At 65.3% G+C, this 15,114-nt stretch carries 18 protein-coding genes and 2 pseudogenes; 10 read left to right on the plus strand and 10 right to left on the minus strand.

Going from position 1 to position 15,114, the window contains the following annotated elements:
• Positions 1 to 308 (minus strand): annotated as a pseudogene (locus EOA75_RS15760) (NADPH-dependent FMN reductase); the annotation flags it as partial.
• A 343-nt stretch (positions 309 to 651) separates the two neighbouring features.
• Positions 652 to 996 (minus strand): hypothetical protein, encoded by a 345-nt coding sequence (locus tag EOA75_RS15765; RefSeq protein WP_067322626.1) that lies wholly within the window; start codon positions 994 to 996, stop codon positions 652 to 654.
• Between the two features lie 671 nt (positions 997 to 1,667).
• Here EOA75_RS15765 and EOA75_RS15770 point away from each other — a divergent pair.
• Positions 1,668 to 1,970 carry a DUF982 domain-containing protein gene (locus EOA75_RS15770; RefSeq protein ID WP_127324621.1) on the plus strand — a complete coding sequence of 101 codons (303 nt, stop codon included), beginning with the start codon at positions 1,668 to 1,670 and terminating at the stop codon, positions 1,968 to 1,970.
• A 7-nt stretch (positions 1,971 to 1,977) separates the two neighbouring features.
• Here EOA75_RS15770 and EOA75_RS15775 read toward each other — a convergent pair whose 3' ends face one another.
• Positions 1,978 to 2,697: a Crp/Fnr family transcriptional regulator gene (locus EOA75_RS15775; protein ID WP_066998395.1), complete on the minus strand. Its 720-nt coding sequence runs from the start codon at positions 2,695 to 2,697 to the stop codon at positions 1,978 to 1,980.
• Between the two features lie 174 nt (positions 2,698 to 2,871).
• Between EOA75_RS15775 and EOA75_RS15780 the strand changes: the two genes are divergently transcribed.
• Both EOA75_RS15780 and EOA75_RS15785 read left to right on the plus strand, forming a co-directional pair.
• The gene (locus tag EOA75_RS15780) at positions 2,872 to 3,105 is read left to right on the plus strand and encodes a hypothetical protein (RefSeq protein ID WP_095784272.1); all 234 of its coding nucleotides are present in this window, start codon (positions 2,872 to 2,874) and stop codon (positions 3,103 to 3,105) included.
• Between the two features lie 81 nt (positions 3,106 to 3,186).
• A complete protein-coding gene (locus EOA75_RS15785; RefSeq protein ID WP_127324622.1) occupies positions 3,187 to 4,098 on the plus strand; it encodes an alpha/beta hydrolase in 912 nt (303 codons plus the stop codon).
• Here the strand turns inward: EOA75_RS15785 and EOA75_RS15790 are convergent.
• Positions 4,086 to 4,319, minus strand: coding sequence for a hypothetical protein (locus EOA75_RS15790; protein ID WP_067322613.1), 234 nt, complete (start codon positions 4,317 to 4,319; stop codon positions 4,086 to 4,088). The two genes, EOA75_RS15785 and EOA75_RS15790, sit on opposite strands and share 13 nt — an antisense overlap.
• A 418-nt stretch (positions 4,320 to 4,737) precedes the next feature.
• Here EOA75_RS15790 and EOA75_RS35770 point away from each other — a divergent pair, with 418 nt between their 5' ends.
• The 5 genes from EOA75_RS35770 (at position 4,738) to EOA75_RS15815 (ending at position 6,482) form a co-directional block, all read left to right on the plus strand.
• A complete protein-coding gene (locus EOA75_RS35770; RefSeq protein ID WP_066998404.1) occupies positions 4,738 to 4,947 on the plus strand; it encodes a KGG domain-containing protein in 210 nt (69 codons plus the stop codon).
• A gap of 181 nt (positions 4,948 to 5,128) precedes the next feature.
• Positions 5,129 to 5,581 carry a hypothetical protein gene (locus tag EOA75_RS15800; RefSeq protein WP_082953797.1) on the plus strand — a complete coding sequence of 151 codons (453 nt, stop codon included), beginning with the start codon at positions 5,129 to 5,131 and terminating at the stop codon, positions 5,579 to 5,581.
• Positions 5,582 to 5,689: 108 nt separating this feature from the next.
• Entirely contained in the window at positions 5,690 to 5,902 is a 213-nt protein-coding gene (locus tag EOA75_RS15805) for a hypothetical protein (protein ID WP_066998409.1), read from the plus strand.
• A 25-nt stretch (positions 5,903 to 5,927) separates the two neighbouring features.
• Positions 5,928 to 6,128, plus strand: a complete 201-nt coding sequence (locus tag EOA75_RS15810; RefSeq protein WP_067322603.1) for a hypothetical protein — start codon at positions 5,928 to 5,930, stop codon at positions 6,126 to 6,128.
• Between the two features lie 33 nt (positions 6,129 to 6,161).
• Positions 6,162 to 6,482 carry a plasmid stabilization protein gene (locus tag EOA75_RS15815; protein WP_127214958.1) on the plus strand — a complete coding sequence of 107 codons (321 nt, stop codon included), beginning with the start codon at positions 6,162 to 6,164 and terminating at the stop codon, positions 6,480 to 6,482.
• A 169-nt stretch (positions 6,483 to 6,651) separates the two neighbouring features.
• On the opposite strand, the gene EOA75_RS15820 is transcribed toward EOA75_RS15815, so the two are convergent.
• Positions 6,652 to 7,110 (minus strand): Lrp/AsnC family transcriptional regulator, encoded by a 459-nt coding sequence (locus tag EOA75_RS15820; RefSeq protein ID WP_095778267.1) that lies wholly within the window; start codon positions 7,108 to 7,110, stop codon positions 6,652 to 6,654.
• Positions 7,111 to 7,280: 170 nt separating this feature from the next.
• Here EOA75_RS15820 and EOA75_RS15825 point away from each other — a divergent pair, with 170 nt between their 5' ends.
• Both EOA75_RS15825 and EOA75_RS15830 read left to right on the plus strand, forming a co-directional pair.
• On the plus strand, positions 7,281 to 8,021 hold the full coding sequence (locus EOA75_RS15825; RefSeq protein WP_127324623.1) for an AzlC family ABC transporter permease: 741 nt from the start codon (positions 7,281 to 7,283) through the stop codon (positions 8,019 to 8,021).
• The gene (locus EOA75_RS15830; protein WP_127324624.1) at positions 8,018 to 8,317 is read left to right on the plus strand and encodes an AzlD family protein; all 300 of its coding nucleotides are present in this window, start codon (positions 8,018 to 8,020) and stop codon (positions 8,315 to 8,317) included. The genes EOA75_RS15825 and EOA75_RS15830 overlap by 4 nt, the downstream gene beginning before the upstream one ends.
• Positions 8,318 to 8,597: 280 nt before the next feature.
• Here the strand turns inward: EOA75_RS15830 and EOA75_RS15835 are convergent, their stop codons facing one another.
• From EOA75_RS15835 to EOA75_RS15855, 5 genes and pseudogenes are all read right to left on the minus strand, one after another.
• On the minus strand, positions 8,598 to 10,700 hold the full coding sequence (locus EOA75_RS15835) for an EAL domain-containing protein (protein ID WP_127324625.1): 2,103 nt from the start codon (positions 10,698 to 10,700) through the stop codon (positions 8,598 to 8,600).
• A 342-nt stretch (positions 10,701 to 11,042) separates the two neighbouring features.
• Positions 11,043 to 12,200 carry a M20 aminoacylase family protein gene (locus EOA75_RS15840; RefSeq protein ID WP_067322670.1) on the minus strand — a complete coding sequence of 386 codons (1,158 nt, stop codon included), beginning with the start codon at positions 12,198 to 12,200 and terminating at the stop codon, positions 11,043 to 11,045.
• A 96-nt stretch (positions 12,201 to 12,296) separates the two neighbouring features.
• Positions 12,297 to 13,493 (minus strand): diaminopropionate ammonia-lyase, encoded by a 1,197-nt coding sequence (locus EOA75_RS15845; RefSeq protein ID WP_127240857.1) that lies wholly within the window; start codon positions 13,491 to 13,493, stop codon positions 12,297 to 12,299.
• A gap of 202 nt (positions 13,494 to 13,695) precedes the next feature.
• Positions 13,696 to 14,931, minus strand: coding sequence for a Zn-dependent hydrolase (locus EOA75_RS15850; RefSeq protein WP_127324626.1), 1,236 nt, complete (start codon positions 14,929 to 14,931; stop codon positions 13,696 to 13,698).
• A pseudogene (locus EOA75_RS15855) lies at positions 14,928 to 15,114 on the minus strand (diaminopropionate ammonia-lyase); the annotation flags it as partial. The pseudogene EOA75_RS15855 and the gene EOA75_RS15850, both read right to left, overlap by 4 nt.

Raw genomic sequence — 15,114 nt, forward strand, 5'->3', positions numbered from 1 at the left:
GTCTTGTCCTCGTACCGGCGCTGTGCCGCTTCGACCGCTTCGTGCGCGGCGAACCAGTCGACGGAGAGATCATAGTCCGGATCGTGGAAGCCCTGTCCCGCCTTTCTGGTGATCGGTGCCTTGCGTTCTTCGCTGTAGGCCTGCCAGGCGATCTCGGCCAGCCTGCCAATGGCATCCGCCTCCGGCTGAAAGGCCGGATCGTAGAATTGTCTCAGATAGCGTGCCTTGAATTCGCTTTCGCCAAGACGCGGGCTCGGCATGCCTTTGCGCGGCTTAGGGCTCTTGCTGAAATCTGTGCTGTTTGCCATGCGCCCACGCCCGAGTTGGGCGGGCCGGGTGGGACAAGAGCTCGTCTGCCTTTTCGTTGGCCAGGGTGTGAAGCCGGAGAAACCAAACCCTGTTCTCTTTACCACCAGGTCCGGCTGACGCGGCCCGCTGAGGACAATTCGGCGCGGGCCCGATGGTTCCGTGCTTCGGAGCCGAGAAGATAAGGCACCGAGGCAGGCCGTGCCGGGCCCGCCGCCGGCAAAAAACCGCCCCGGATGGGAGAACCGGGGCGGCAATTGTGGGAAGCAGTTCGGGTATCCGGGAACTGCACAGTCAGTAACTCGCCCGCGCGGGAAAAGTTTCCCGCCAGACCGATCATGCGTTCTACTTCGACGGCTGCGGCGGGACCTCGCCCGGCTTGATCACCGGCATCTGGCTGGTGTCGGCCGGCGGAGCGGTAGCGTTCTTGTCGCCCGTGGGGGGAGGCTTCAGCACACCGTCGCAAGGCGCCAGGCTGGCGGTCAGGTTGTTGGACTGATCATTGGCCTGCGCTTTCGGGGCCTGCGCTTTCGGCTGCTCGCCGGTCTGATTAGGGGTCGCGCTGGCGTCCGGTTTGACCTGGCAATCCTCGATCTGCGGATTCTCCAGCTGGGTCTGGGCCGCGGCAGTCGTTCCCGACATTTGGCCCGACATCAGGACAATGGCGAAGCCAAGAAGTGCTTTCTTCATTGGATCCTCCTTATGGATTCGGCAACCGCCGACGATCGGGGAGAGCCGTTCGCCTTGGCAGGCCGACGTCGACTCTGGCCCCGCTCGCCGTGTTTGCCACCGGGTGGCGGTGGGGCACCGGGGCATTCGTCATCCTCTTCTCGAGAGACAACGCTATCGGAGAGACAACGCATGCCGGCCGAAAAGGTTGGCTTTCGGTAGAGGCTGCGGTCTCGGCAGGGCGTGGCGCACGTACATCAAAGTTAAATGCGCGAATGCTGCCGGAGTGCTAGTCGCTCGCAGCTTGGGGGGACTCTACGAGGAGAGTCCCATGGAAATTCGAGATCTGATCGGCACACTGTCCAGGTCATTTCTGCGCCAGGGTGCCCGGCGTCCGTGGCCGATCCAGTCTTTGCGCGCCGGCGTGCCGCTCAGGCCGCGTCCGCGCCCGCCGTACCGCCCGCAGCCGCCCAGCCGGCCGGCGAGCAATTAGCTTGCCGCTTATTCAGCGCCTGCCTGTGCAACCGGTCGCCGGCATCCTCGTTATGACGATCCAAAAACATGTGGTGGCAACGATGAGACCCTTTCGGACCAACAATCATCTTTTCATTCTGGCGGCAGCGGCGGTGACCGCGGCGCCCTTCGCGGGCCTCGCCTGGCGGGCTCAACAGTGGCTTGGATGGTGACCGGGGATGAGTAGATTCCTGCCGCTCACCATCCGCTTCGTCACTGGCGGCTCAATGGTGGTTTCGTCGATCGCCGACGCAAGGAAGGCCTTGGACGGAGCCTGGAGGAACAAGGAAGCGCCCGACTATTTGGCGGCGGCGCGGCTGGTGGACGACGCCATGGCGGGCATCTGCCGTCCGGCGGTCGCCTTCGACGCTTTCAAGCAGGCCGCCGCCCGGCAGGGCCTGTTGAGGACGGCCGACCCGAGCGCGGCACTCTCGATGCTCGACGCGCTGTGGTCTGGCGACGACCAAGGGCCGCCGCGCTGACGCGTCCTCACCTTGGCTCGTTCCTCATGCTGAGATAGGTCGGGTCGAATTCCGCAATGGCGACCAGGCGGTTCCAGTCGAGGATGTCGATCAGGTGGTTGGTCCAGTTGATGACGTTCATGCGGCGCAACGTGCCGATGACCCGATTCATATGGACGACGGAGAGACCGAGCACATCGGCGAGTTCGGCCTGCGAAAGCGGCAGATTGAAGCTCATGACCCGCGTCTTCTTCACGGCCTGCAGCCTGACGAAGAGTTCGCATATCAGATGCGCCAGATGCGCGGTCTTGGAGCGGCGTCCCATGGCCACGATCCATTCCCGGTGGATGGCGCCGTCCACCAGCGTGTCCAACCAGAGCAGCCTCGTCAAATGCGGGGCCTTTTCGGTGATTTCCCGCAACTTGCTGTGCTCCGCAGCGATGATATGGCAGGGCGACAGCGCGACGATGCCATGGTCCATGGTCTTCAGGAGAAAAGCGTGCAGATCGACGAAATCGCCGGCAACATGGAGCGCAGTGAACTGCCGGCCGCCGTCCTCCAGCACCTTGTAGCGCGCGGCAATCCCGTCGACGATGAGGGTGCTGAAAGTCGGCCTTGATCCTTCGGCGACGAGATCCTCGCCAGCGACGAAATACTTCTCCACCGATGTGGCGCTGGCCAGCAACGCCTTCTCGCTTTCGGAGAGAGCATCGTGCTGACCCAGGTTCAGATAAAGGGGTTCCAGCATGCGCGGCCGCCCGTTGTGATTTTGCAAGGGCCTAACGTTGCAGAGCCGGGCCGGGTTGCAGCGGACCACCACACCGCCGGCCGCCGGCAAAGCAGTCCCCGGCCAAGACGGTCCTTTGGAACCATGATCGCGCGCAGGGATTGAACGTCCAGGTTGCGGCGGATGCTTTCGCGGATGGAACGCTTCTACTTCGATTTGTACAACACCGTGCACACGCAAATGGACAGCGAGGGGCAGCTCTTCTCCTCACCAGAAAACGCGCGAAAGGAGGCGCTCAGGATCTTGCAGGATGTCGCGCGCGACGAGATGCCGAACAGTGATAACCTCAAGATCACCATCAAAATGCGCACCGACAAGAGAGGCCAGATATTCGAGGCGTCCCTTACAGTCAAATCCGCCTGGAGCTGACCACGGAAGGCGCCAGCCGAGAGAAGCCGCGGCCCGAGCAACCATCCCGCCCGCGGCCGTTCCGCCTGTGGAGTACAAAGCATGTTCGGCGGTTTCGAAAGCGCGGAAGTCGATACGGGCGCGGCACGGACATTCATCCGGACTGCCGGCAGCGGCCCGGCGCTGCTCCTGCTGCACGGCTTCCCCGAAACGCATCTGATGTGGCGCGACGTGGCGCCGAAGCTGATCGACCGCTTTAGCGTCGTCTGCGCCGACTTGCGCGGCTACGGCAAAAGCTCCTGTCCGCCATCCGATCCGGATCATGCGCCCTACGCCAAGCGCGCCATGGCTGCCGACCTCGCGGCGCTGATGACGAAGCTCGGCTTTGCCCGCTTCATGGTTGCCGGCCACGATCGCGGTGGGCGCGTTGCGTATCGCCTGGCGCTGGACCACCCGGACCGCATCGAGAAGCTTGCCGTGCTCGACATCGTACCCACCGCCGATGTCTGGGACAGGGCCGACGCCCGGCTGGCGCTGGGCTATTGGCCCTGGTCGCTCTTGGCGCAAGCCGAGCCGCTGCCGGAGACGATCATGACGGCGGCCGCGGATGCGATCGTTGACAACGCGCTGGCTGGCTGGGGTTCCTCGCCTGCCGCCTTTCCCGCCGAGGTCCGGCAGGCTTATGCCGAGGCCTTGCGCGATCCAGCCCACGCGCACGCCATCTGCGAGGAATACCGTGCGGCAGCGACGCTCGACCGTGAGCACGACCAGGCCGACCGCAAAGCCGGCCGGCGCATCGGCTGCCCGATGCTTGCGCTATGGAGCGGACATGGCGCGCTCGCCGAATGGTACGCGCGAGAGGGCGATCCGCTGGCACTGTGGCGGGAGTGGGCCGACGACGTCAGCGGCGGGGTCAGCGGCGGGACGATGCCCGGCGGGCATTTCTTTCCCGAAGAAGCCCCGGCCGAGACAGCCGCAAGGCTCGGCGAGTTTTTTGCCGGCTACAGGCCGTAGGCCAGGGTGAGGTAGATCGCCGGCGCAACGATCAGGCAAAGCGCCATCACAATCACCACGGCATTGCCAAGGCGCTCGGCGCGCCTGGCGATGTCGGTGACATCGTCGTCGTCGTTGAGGAATTGGAGAATCGAGGTGTCGGCGAGGACGGAGAGGCGATTGTCGTTCGCGGGCAGGCTTTCGGGCTCTCGCAGATTGGGCTTGGCAGAAATAAAGGTCAAAACGTCGTCTCGCTTTCGAAGCCGGCCGCGCGACTTCCTGGTTCCAATGATTGTGGATGCTATTGGATGCCCGCCATTTGCGCGGAAACGGCGGGCACCCAAAACGGCGCCGATGAAGGGGACTTCGTCGACGACCGCTACCAACTCGAAGCCTCCGCTTTGGTTGCCGTCGAGGGCCCAATGCGCGAGCCACTCCGACTTCAGTCGTAGGAAAGATACCGACCGTGGCCCCGGGCCCTGGCGCCCGCGCGGACCGGCGACGCACGACAAGGCTGTTGCGGCATGGTCGGGCTAAAAGGATTCACGAAATATTTCGTGGGGGAACATCGATCGCGGGCAGCGGTTCTCATTACTCAAGGCGGTCGAACCTCCTTGAATCAAACCCCGAAGACCAATCCCCAACAACGGAGCTGCAGATATGCCTAATCAAGGCGGAACTCACCAACAGCACGTCAAAGCAGGCCAGCAGAGCCACAAGAACCGCGACGATCAGCGCCGCGGCCAGCAGCAGGCCGAGGACCGCAACATGCGTCAGCAGGATTCAGGTCAGCACCGGGGCGGCAGCGGCAACTTCGCCGAAGACCGCGAACGTGCATCCGAAGCCGGCCGCAAGGGCGGCCAGCGCTGAGCTTTAAGCAGGCGTCCCGCGATCCCTTCGCGGGACGCCGCCCAGAACATCCGATTTGGAACTTCTTCCCCTCCCCTTGGTTCCTCCGAAACCCCGGCGGCTCGGTCGTCGGCAGGACGTTTGAACGGAGGCAACAATGTCCGTGCGCACACTTCACCCCGAACGTGTCGATGAGACACGTATGCAGGCCTATTCGACCTTCGCTCCGCTGCTCATCACCGCCCTGAGCCAGAAGCTGGCGCGCTGCCAAGGCAAGAGCGAGATGGACAAGGTCGAGGCGTCCCTCATCCGCGTCATCGAAGAAGCGGACGTCGTCACGGGAGACGTCGAGGCAATGAAGGAGTTCGCGATCGAACTCGTCGTGTCCACGATGCGCAATGTGCGCGAGCATCCCGACGCCAAACAGGATGTGGAACAGATCGACGGCCGCCGCACGCAAGGACGCTCGGAGAACCCGGACACGCTGGAAGAACAATTGCAGTCCGGTCTCGAAGACAGTTTCCCGGCGAGTGATCCGCCCGCGGTCGTCTCCACCGCCATCAGCGGTGGCGCGAAGGACATCGTCGGCACCGACGAAGTGCTGCGCCGCAAGAAGGAAGCTGCCGAGCGCGGGCACGAAAACGAGAAGGCGTAGCCCCAGCCCCGCAGCCGCCCGTTTCAGGCGCCCTGCCTCATCGCGGTCGCCAGCTCGGCGAAGGAACCAGTCCTTTCGCCAAGGGTTGGTTATCGGAAGGAGAAAACGATGGATAAAAGCAAACTTCCACATCGCCCGGGCGCTGGCCGAACGGCACAAGACGCAAGGCTGCCGACCAAGGGCGGCGACGATCCGGACGTGCGGTTCCTGGCCGAGAACACCGACCTTTCACCGAAGCAGGCGCGCGAGCTGATCCGCGAGCACGGGCATGACCGCGACAAGCTGCTTGAAATCGCACGAACCATGAAGGCCGAGGGCTGACCGGCTCTCTGAAAGCGAGGCAACGATGAGCAACTCACCCCGTACGGGACGTCCAGGCACATCCGATCAATGGCCACGTTGGGAAGGTCCGAAAGCCAATCGGCCGAGAGGTTATCTGCCAGCCAAGGACGATCCCGACAAGGATCGCGACGCGGCCGGCGAGAACAACCAGGACCCCGAGCGGTCCGATCTCGGCGACGCGGTCAAAACGAAGAAGGAGCCGTAGGGCGGCTCCTCTCAGCCCAACAGGAGAAGAAAAATGCCACGCGGAGACAAATCGAAATACACCGACAAGCAGGAGCGCAAGGCCGACCATATCGCCGAGGGCTACGAAAAGCGCGGCGTCTCCGAGAAGGAAGCCGAGCGCCGGGCCTGGGCGACCGTCAACAAGGACGATGGCGGCGGCAAGAAGGCGGGCGGCTCGGGCCGCGGCAAGCACACCGGCCATCCGGCGGCGCATAAGGGCGGCAAGGCCGGCGGCCAAGCATCAAGCTCGCGCTCGGCGGCCGAGCGTTCTGCTTCCGCCAAGAAGGCGGCGGCGACGCGCAAACGCAACGCGGAGCACCACGCGCATCATTAGGCGGGAGCTTGGCGGGGGTTCGCCTTCTCCCTTGCCGGAGACCGGCGGATCCGAGACGATAGAACGAAACGAGGCGCTGGGAAACTGGCGCCTCATTGCCGCGCGGCGGTCCTTCCAGCAGCATCCGGACGCTTCGCGGCCACCTTCCCCCTCAACGGAAAAGGGAAAGCTAAAGCGGCATCTCCGAAGTCTGCTTGACCGTCTGGCTGGGCACGTCGGTCTTGACGTTCTGCACCCCCTTGATGCGACTTAAGTGCTCGGACTGGAAGCGGCGATAGTCCTCGATGCCCGCCGCCACAACCCGCACCATAGCGTCGCAATCGCCCAGCATCAGATAGCATTCCAGCACCTCGGGCAGCTTGGCCACCTCCCTGGCGAAATGCTCGATCGTGTCCTCGTCCTGCTGCTTCAGCCAGATGCGAGTGAAGAAGGTATGACCGCGACCGATCTTGGCCGGGTTGAGCACCGCGACATAGCGGTCGATGACGCCAGCCTCCTCCAGCAATTTTACGCGCCTGAGACAGGGTGACGGCGACAGGCCGACCTCTCTCGCAAGATCGTTGTTGGCCATGCGCCCGTCGCGCTGCAGGGCGCGCAGGATCCGCTTGTCGATCTCATCCAGCTTCATGGCGTCTGATTCCAATATTGGCTTAATTCTCGCTATCCAATGCCAGACCTTGGCAGAAACGGCGCATCTTCGCAACCCGATTGCGGAGCATTTCGGCTATGGTGGCCAGCGATAACCGACCATCGAGCAACCGGAGAAGGCCGCCCCGCAAGGCTGGCCGAAGAAGAGCCATGAGCGTTTCCGAGATAACCCTGGGCCACCCTCCCGCCGAAGCACGCGGCGCCGAATTCCGGCGGGGCGCCGCCGCCTCGACGCCGGTTCTGCTTGGCATTGTCCCCTACGCACTCGTGCTGGGCGCGCAGGCGGCGCAGAAGGGCTTGAGCGTCGTCGAGGTGCCGTTGATGACGGGCCTCAACTTCGCCGGCGGCTCCGAATTTGCCGCCATCCAGCTCTGGACCTCGCCGCCGCATGTGCTGTTGATCGCCGCCATCACATTGCTGGTCAACAGCCGGCATTTCCTGATGGGCGCGGCACTTGCGCCGTTCCTGCGCCACCTGCCCAAGCGCAAGGCGCTGCCCGCGCTGTTCTTGATGTGCGACGAGAGCTGGGCGCTCGGGCTCGCCGACGCGAAGCGCCGCGCGGCAGGCGGGCTGCGGCCAGCCTTCAGCCTCGCCTATTATGCGGGAACTGCCCTTCCTTTCTATCTTGCCTGGGTGATTTTCACGACCTGCGGAGCGGCGCTCGGGCCGGTGCTTGGCAACGTCGAGCGCTACGGCTTCGCCATGGCCTTCCCGGCAGTGTTCCTGGTGCTGCTGCGCGGCATGTGGAGGGGTTTTGCCGCGGCGCGCCCCTGGCTTGTCAGCCTAGTGGTGGCGGCGGCAACTTATCTGGTCGTTCCGGGCGCCTGGTACGTGGCGACAGGCGCGCTGTCCGGGTTGGTGTCCGCCTGGCTTCTGGCAGGTGAGAAATGATCGAGCCCTGGACCGTTCTCGCCATCCTTGCCATGGCCGGCGTCACCTATTTGACGCGGATCGGCGGCTATGTCGTGCTCAGGAACCGCACGCTCAGCCCACGCGCCACCGCCGTGATGGAAGCCGCGCCCGGCTGCGTGCTGATCTCGGTGATCGCGCCCGACTTCGTGTCGAAGAATCCGGCCGATCTGGCGGCGCTCGCCATCACATTGCTCGCGACGACAAGACTGTCGATGCTGCCGACGGTGGTCATCGGCGTGGCTTCGGCCGGGGTATTGCGGTGGGTGATGGGGTAAACGCCGGCGGCCCCCCTCTGCCATGCCGGGGCATCTCCCCCAAGGAGGAGATTGGCTCTCCATCGCATCAACTGCCGTAGACCCCAATTTCGCCAGACGCGATCGAAGCGGTCTCGTCGATCCAGCCCAGATGCTTTTCCAGCGCCGGTCCAGCGGGTCGGGGTCCTGCGGGTCGATGATCGCGGGACCATTGTATCGGGCGAAAATGCCGAGCTGATCCAGGCCGAGCTGCTGTTCGATCTCGGCAATCGCGGAGGGTGCTCGCAATTTTAGCCGTGGCTTAATTTGCGACACCCACCCGGGCTTGTGGCTTCTCAGCCGCGGCCCGCGCCACGATCGCCTCCAGCGGCTCTGGCCGGTGCAGGAAATAGCCTTGGCCATAGCCGACGCCCATGCCGACGAGGATCTCCAGCGCGCTTTTCCCCTCGACCTTCTCGGCCACGACGGCGCAGCCCATCGAGCGGGCGATGCCGGCGATTGCCGAGACGATCTCGCGGTCGAAGCGGCTGTCGGCGATGTGCTGGACGAAGGAGCCGTCAATCTTGATCGTATCGATAGGAAAGCGCCGCAGATATTCGAACGAGCTCATGCCGGCGCCGAAATCGTCGAGGCTGACACGGCAATGGCGCAGCCTTGCCCGGCGCACGAATTCCTCCGCTGCGTCGAAATTGGTGACAGCCGCGGTCTCGGTGATCTCGAAGCCGATTGCAGACGGCGGCGCGCCGTTCTCGGCGATCGCCGCGTCGACGAAATCCCAAAGCTGCGGATCGGAGAGCGTCTGCGCCGACAGGTTGAAGCCGAGCGAGACGGCGCCGGAGAGCATCGCCCTGCCATGGCGCGACAGCGCCGTGCGGATGATCCAGCGGTCGAGCCGGGCGGCAAGCCCGAAGCGCTCGGCCACCGGCATGAACTCGCCCGGCAAGATCAGCTTGCCGTTGCGCGCCTCAAGCCGCGCCAGCACCTCGACATGGCGGCTGTCTTGCCAGGGCCTGCCGAGGCGATGGATCTCCTGGCCGAACAGCTTCAACCGGCTGTCCTCCATGGCATCGACCAAATCGGCGGCAAGCCGCGCTGCGTTGAGGCCGCCGGCTCCGGAAGCTGTTTCGGCCGAGAACACGGCGAAGCGGTCGCGCCCGCCGGCTTTGGCGGCGTAGCAGGCATCGTCGGCGCAGGCGAGCGCATCGGTTACCGTCGTTCGGGGATCGCGCACGAAGGCGATGCCGATGCTGGCGGCTAGCCTGCGGGACGACACGGCGGAGCCGAGATCGGCGTCGCGCACCGCGGCGAGCACGGCACGCGCCAGCCGCTCGGCGCAAGCGTCGTTGCAGTTCGGAACCAGCAGCGCGAATTCGTCGCCGCCGAGGCGCGCGGCGTGCGCCGAAGGCGGCAGGCTGGCGCGGATGCCGCCGGCGACGCTCTTCAGCGCGATATCGCCCGCGGCATGGCCGGCATAGTCGTTCAGCGCCTTGAAGTAGTCGAGGTCGACATAAAAGACGGCAAGCGGCAGCCGGTCCGCCGCGCCGATGTTTTCGGCGAGCAGCCGGTCGAAGGCCGAGCGGTTCCACAGCCCGGTCAGCGCATCGTGATGGGCGGCGTAAGCGAGCTCCTCGGCGCGCTTCGTCTCGTCGGTGATGTCGCGTACCGTGCCGAGGATCTGGCCGGCCGAGCCGGCGCCGGCGATCAAACGCACCAGCGACTCGACATGGCGGACCGAGCCGTCGCGCCGGACGATACGGTATTGCGTGGCGGTCACGCTTTTCGAGCCCGGCGGCGGCAGATGCGCGCGCTCGGTGGCCTCCTTGTCGTCCGGGTGGAGATAGGTGTGCCAGAGATCGGCCGTCACCTCGTCGGTATCGCTGACCAGGCCGAAGATCTCCCTGGTGCGCGGGTCCCAATAGCTCTTGTTGGTGCCGATATCGTAGTGCCAGATGCCGGTGCCGCTGGCGGCGAGCGCGAGCCGCAAGCGGACATTGACCTGCTCAAGCGCGGCCTCGGCCTCCTTCTGCCTGGTGATATCGGTCTGCACGCCCATCAGGCGCAGCGGCTTGCCCTCGGCATCGCGCTCGACGATGCCGCCGCGGTCAAGCACCCAGACCCAGCGGCCGTCCTTGTGCTTCAGCCGTAGTTCCGTCTCGATCGACTCGGTGTCACCAGCGATATAACGGTCGCCGCTCGCCAGTGCTCGCTCGCAGTCGTCGGGATGAGTGAGCTTCAGCCACAGATCGGAGGTATCGAGCTCGCCCTCGGCATAACCCAGCATCTTCCACCAGGTCGGCGAATAGTAGCAATCGCCCGTCGGGAGATTCCAGTCCCATAGGCCGAGCTGGGCGCGATCGAGCGCCAGCGCCCAGAATTCGCCGTTGCGTTTGGTGTCGTCCGCCATGCCCTCGTTCTTGCCGTCCCCGTTCGGGCATAGTGCATGAAAGCTGACAAAAAAGGGTTACTGGGGTGAAGCTGCCAATCTCCCCGCTTTTTGGAGGAAAGGTCCGGCAGAACAGGGGGGCGCGAAGGATCGCGGCCCATCTGCTTCGTCATCCGAGGGCGAAGCAAGGAGCGAAGCGACGCGCGCAGACCCTGGGATTCATGCCGTTACGCTAAAGCGTTGCAACAGCTACAGTATTCTGCGCTGCCGAACTCTACGCCAAAGGTCATCGAATGGATCCTCGGGTCAAGCTCGAGGATGACGAAGCAGAAGCTCCGCCGCTTTCGCCAATCGCAGACGCCCTTACCCCGCCGCCAGCCTTCGCCGCACCACCGCCGCGTGGAAACGCGCGCCATGCAGCAGGCCTTCATCGTTGAAATCGTAGGCCGGGTTGTGCAGCGGGGCGGAATTGCCGTTGCCGAGGAAGACGAAACAGCCGGGCACTTCGGTGAGGAAGCGGGCGAAATCCTCCGAGGCGGTCATCGGCTCGGCGGCGATGCCGACGGCATCGCCGGCCAGCACCGTTCGGGCCGCAGCAAGCGCCTCATTCACCAGCGCCGCGTCGTTGATCAAGGGCACGAACTCGCGCGTGTAAGTGACCTCAGCCGCTACGTTATAGGCCTGCGCCGTGCCTTCGGCGATGAGGCGCATCTCCTTCTCGATCGCCGCGCTCACCTCGGGCCGGAAACTGCGACAGTCGCCAAGGATGCGGGCGAGGCCGGGCAGCGCGTTGCGGGTGCCGTCGGTGATGAGCTCGGTGACCGAGACGACGCCGATATCGACGGGGCTCAGGCGCCGCGAGACGATGGTCTGCAGGTTGACGACCAGCGCGCAGGCGGCAATCAGCGTCTCGCGAGCGTCGTGCGGCCTGGCGGCGTGGCCGCCCAAGCCTTTCAGCACGATCTCGAAATTGTCCTCGGCCGACATGATCGGACCGCTCCGGGTTTCGAAGTGGCCGATGGGCAAGCCCGGCATATTGTGCAGCCCGAAGATTTCCTCGAAGGGAAAGCGTTCGATGAGCCCGTCTTCGATCATCGCAAGCGCGCCTCTGCCCCACTCCTCGGCCGGCTGGAAGATGAACCGCACCGTGCCGTCGAAGCCGCCTTCCTCCGCAAGCAGCTTCGCCGCGCCGAGCAGCATGGCGGTGTGGCCGTCATGGCCGCAGGCATGCATGGTGCCGGGCGTCTGGGAGGTCCAGGCTCGCGTCCCTTGCTCGGCGATGCGCAGCGCATCCATGTCGGCGCGCAGCGCAATCGCGCGATTGCCGCTGCCCCTGGCCAGTGTGCCGACAACGCCGGTGCCGCCGATGCCTTCCGCGACTTCGAGCCCGAAGGCGCGAAGCTTCTCCGCCACGAAGGCGGCGGTGCGTTTTTCCTCGAAGCCGAATTCCGGGTGGGCGTGGAGGTCGCGCCGCCAGGCCGTCATCGCGCGATGCAGCTGCTGCTGGTCGAGGTCAGCCATCTTCTCTTTCCCCAGCGCTCGTTCCAGGCGAGTGTTCCCGAAGTTGCGCTTCGTTTCCATCGATTCCGGGGGGAAGCCCGCTTTCCTGAAAATCCTTCAGGCGATCTGCAGCTCCAGCTCCCGCGGCACCGCCCCGACCAGCTCGGTGTAACGGCCGGCGTCGGTCGCGCCTTCCGAATTGATGACGAGGACACGCGACGTCGCATCGAGCCCGAGAGCCGCGCGCATGCCCTTGTCTCCGGCTGCGCGGATCAGCCCGGCAAGCCCCGCGCCGCCGCTCTCGCCGGAAACGATGGCCGGATCGTTGCCCAAGGGCCGGGCCAGCCGGTTCATCACCGCGACCGCGTCGTCTTCGTCGACGGTCATGAAGGCGTCGCCGACGCGGGCCAGCACCCGCCAGGCGATCAGGGACGGCTCGGCGCATTCCAGCATCGCCATCACCGTCGACCGCTGAGGAGCGATCGTTACGGGACGGCCGGCCTCCACCGAGGCGTAGACGCAAGCCGAGCGCCTCGGCTCGACCACCACGGCCTTCGGCCGCCCCTCGCCGAGCAGAATTGCCATATAGCCCGCAAGCGCCGCCGCAAAACCGCCGACGCCGGCCTGCAGGAAGACGTGCGTGGGCGGCTCGGCCATGTGCCGCAGCGCCTCGCGCACGATCACCGTGTAGCCCTGCATGACAAGCCCCGGAATGCGCTCGTAGCCACGCCAGGAGGTGTTGGAGACGATCTTCCAGCCGCGCTCGGCGCCGACCCGGGCGACTTCGCGGACCGCCTGATCATAACCGCCCTCGACCTGCACGATCTCGGCGCCGAAGCGGGCGATGGCCGCCACGCGCTCGGCGCTGACGCCGGCATGGACGTAGATGACCGAACGCGCGCCGACGAGGCCCGCCCCCTGCGCGACCGATCGGCCGTGGTTGCCATCGGTGGCGCAGCAGAAGGTCATCTGGGCGGCGATAGCGCGCAGCTTCGGATCGTTAATTTCGCAGATATCGACTTCGCGACCGAAGCGCTTGCCGGCCTCTTCCAGCACCAGCCGCATGACGGCATAGGCGCCGCCCAGCGCCTTGAAGCTGCCAAGGCCAAGACGCTGGCCCTCGTCCTTGACATGCAGTGCTGCGATGCCGAGGCCATTGGCGAGCGCCGGCAAGGCATAGAGAGGCGTTTCGGCATGGTCGTCGCGAGCCCTGAGATAATGCTCGGCCCGGTCGGCGCCCGCCAGGCCGAGGGCCTCGGCGTCGGCCGGCACCAGCGGCTGGTTGTGTTCGGGGCGCTGGTTGATGAGCAGCATGCTATTCTTTCTTCGATACACTGAACTTTTTTGACGCGCGCGAGAATCGCGCTCCCTAATCTGGCTAGTGATTGAAGTTTGTTTCGATCAGATGTCGCCGGATTCCCGCCTTGGTGGCACGCAACGTTTCGAGATGACTATTTTTGGTGGTGTTTCGCCTTGGCGGCACCTGCCGTCGACAACATACCGTTTGGTTCCGCGATCAGTCGGCTGCCAGCCGGGCGGCGACGCCAAGCAGCACATTGGCGCCCGCAACCAGTTCGTCGGCGGCGGTGAACTCGTCCGGGCTGTGGCTGATGCCGCCCCGGCTCGGCACGAAGATCATCGCGGACGGCGCAATGCGGGCAATCATCTGCGCGTCGTGCCCCGCGCCCGACGTCATGCACCGGCAGGAGAGGCCGGCGGCTCTGGCGCCATCCTCGATCAGCGAGACGATGCCGGCATCGAACGTCACCGGCTCGAAGCGCGCCAGGCTTTCGGCATGGATGGTGACGCCGGCGCTTGCGGCAAGGTCGTCGAGGAAGGCGGCGAGCGCCGCTTCGGCTTCGCGAAGATGCATTTCGTTCGGATCGCGAAGGTCGATGGTGAAGATCGCCCGCGACGGGATGACGTTGATCGCGTTTGGCTCGAAAGCGATGGTGCCGACGGTGGCGACCGTCGGTGTCGGCGAGGCGCTGGCTCGGTCCGCGAGGAAGCTGATCACCCGCGCGGCGGCGACGCCGGCATCCTGGCGCATCGACATCGGCGTGGTGCCGGCATGGTTGGCCACGCCGTCGATCGTTATGCGCTGCCAGGAAATGCCCTGCAGGTTTTCGACCGCGCCGATGGCGATGCCCTCGCGCTCCAGCACCGGTCCCTGTTCGACATGCAGCTCGACATAGACATGCGGCTTGAGGAAGCCGGGCTGATGTCGGCCGGCATAACCGATGCGCTCCAACTCCCTGCCCAGCACCGAGCCGTCGGTGCCGATCGAGGCCAGCGCCTCTTCGATATCCCGGCCGGCGGCAAAGACCAGCGAGCCCATCATATCAGGCGAATAGCGCACGCCCTCCTCATTGGTGAAGGCGGCGACAACAAGCGGGCGCGCCGGCGCAAATCCTGCCTCCTTCAGGGTCTCGATCGCTTCGAGGCCGGCAAGCACGCCGTAGCAGCCGTCATAGATGCCGGCGTCGATCACCGTGTCGATGTGCGAGCCGAGCATCACCGGTTCCTGGCCGGCATCGGCGTCGCCCTGCCAGATGCCGAAGATGTTGCCGATGCGATCGATGGCGACGTCGAGCCCTGCCTCTTCCAGCCAACCGACAAGGCGGTCGCGGCCAAGCTTGTCCATGTCGGAGGCAGCGACGCGGACGAGCCGGCCCTGCGTATCGCGACCGAGGCTGCCGAGCTCCTCGATACGGCCAAGCAGGCGGTCGGCATTGATCGTCAGATTGCTCATGCCGGCTGCCTCGCCAGCGCAACCTCGTCCGGCGCCATCCCGACCAGCTCGGCATAGCGGCCGGGGTCGGTCGCGCCTTCGGAGTTGATGATGAGCACGCGCGACTGGGCATCGAGGCCGAGAGCCCCGCGCATCTTCTTGTCGCCGGCAGCGCGGATCAGCCCGGCGAGCCCTGCCCCGCCG

It is taken from the genome of Mesorhizobium sp. M1A.F.Ca.IN.022.07.1.1 (genome assembly GCF_003997575.1).
Lineage (GTDB): Bacteria > Pseudomonadota > Alphaproteobacteria > Rhizobiales > Rhizobiaceae > Mesorhizobium.